General features: G+C 55.8%; 1 protein-coding gene and 1 pseudogene. Both read right to left on the bottom strand.

The window, feature by feature from the left end; genetic code table 11:
* Nucleotides 1-360: pseudogene (locus tag NW863_RS10735) on the bottom strand (hypothetical protein); the annotation flags it as partial.
* Nucleotides 357-1,784, bottom strand: a 1,428-nt coding sequence (locus tag NW863_RS10730; protein WP_414366282.1) for an NAD(P)/FAD-dependent oxidoreductase, incomplete at its 5' end; no start/stop codon positions are given. The pseudogene NW863_RS10735 and the gene NW863_RS10730, both read right to left, overlap by 4 nt.

Genomic DNA, 1,784 nt, shown 5'->3' with positions numbered 1-1,784 from the left:
CAGCCAGCAAAAGAGCTGGGCGGTCAGGTAAAGCCCTAACTCAGGCTCAACCCGCAACAAGCGGCTGAGGGCAATAACGGCCAGAGGGTAGCCAGGAAAGAAGGCCACATTGCTCTGCTCGTAGGCAATCTTGTCAAAGCCGACAAACTGATAGCCCTGCCGCACAATCCCCAAATACCAATGGCTATCCCACTGGGTTAAACCCTTGAAGATGGAAGCATAGTCATCCTCCTGGCTCCAAAGGGAGATTAAGAAGATCTGCAACCCTGTCAAGGCTAAGCTTGGCAGCAGAACCTGGATAGAGAAAGGGGCAAGACGCTGCCGGCTTTGCCGCAACAGATGGCTAAGAGAGAAGCTCATCGCCGGACCTTCGCAGGTGGGGGTGGCACTTTGATCTCTTCTTGGTAATCGTCATCGGAGTTCACCTGCCAGAGATCGTGGCTGCCGGGGCGGAGGACGTTTTCCGCCGCCAATAGGCCCATCAGCAAGCTGTGATCCTGGTTGTTGTACTTAAACGAGCCGTAGCGACCCACCAGTTGCAAGTTTTCAAACTGGCCAAGATACCTCTGCAAAATGGCTAGATCTTCTTTGTAGCTGCCGGCATAGATAGGATAGGTGCGGGGCAGGCGCACCACAAAGCCGCCGCAGATCTTCTGGCCTTGCAGCAGGCCAATTTGGCGTAGCTCCTTCTCAGCCAAAGTCAGCAATTCCTCCTCAGGGGCTTGCCACAAGGGATCCCCAAAGTTGCACCAATACTCACAGCACAAGGGGGTTTGTTCCCGGTTGGGGAGCATAGCCGGTGACCAATTGGCAAAGTTGGTTACCCGACCAACCTGCACTGTTGGGTCGTTGATATACAGCCAGTTGTCGGGGAAAAGCTGGGATCCCTCCACAATCAAGTAAACCAAAACCGTGTTGCGAAACTTGAGGTTGCGGGCTGCCTGCAGCACTTCTGGGGGAGGCAGTTCCCGCAGGCTCTGCACCAACACTGTCAGAGGGATCGAAGAGATGACGTGGGAGGGGGAGACCCATGTTTCCCTTCCATCCTGAAGATGGCGCAGTTGCAGCTCGACAATCCGGGATCCCTCCTGCCTAAGGGCGATGACCTCCGTATTTAGCCAAACTTCTTGACCCTCGGCCAGCAAAAACTCCTGCATTTTTTCGTAGAGCTGACCGGATCCCAGGCGAGGAAACTGAAATTGGTCAATCAGTGATTTGACAGAGCCGCGCTTCCACCCCAGGGCCTTGCGGATGGCTTGCCCAAGGCTGAGACCTTTGATGCGCTGGGCAGCCCAATCGGCGCTGATTTCGGTACAAGGGATCCCCCACAGCTTTTCCGTGTAGCCTTTGAAGAACATCTGAAAAAGCCGGCTGCCGAATTTTCCTTTGACCCAGTCGGCAAAGTTCTGGGGAGCTGGGCGGGGGATGAGTTGGGCCCAGAGGTAGGAAAGGACAATGAGCAGACTTTCCCACCAGCCAACTTTGCGCAGGACTTCCCAAGCTTGGATGGGGTACTGAAAATATTGCTTGCGGTAGTAGATGCGGGTAAGCCGCCGGACAGTCACCTGTTCGGATCCCAAAACCCGGTTCCACAGCTCCAGCACCGCTGGGATCTTGGTAAAAAACCGGTGCGGGCCATAGTCGAGAATGAACCCCTGGTAGCGAATGCTTTTGGCCAGGCCCCCGACCCTGTCTTCTCGTTCCACCACCACCACGGGGAAGCCTAGCTGGGTCAAGCGATAGGCAGCCGCCATGCCCGCCGGCCCCGCCCCTAGGATATAGAT

This window comes from Synechococcus sp. B60.1, assembly GCF_047462555.1.
Lineage (GTDB): Bacteria > Cyanobacteriota > Cyanobacteriia > Thermostichales > Thermostichaceae > Thermostichus.
Note: the sequence above shows the minus strand (reverse complement) of the source record. Positions and strands in the feature narration are given on the sequence as shown.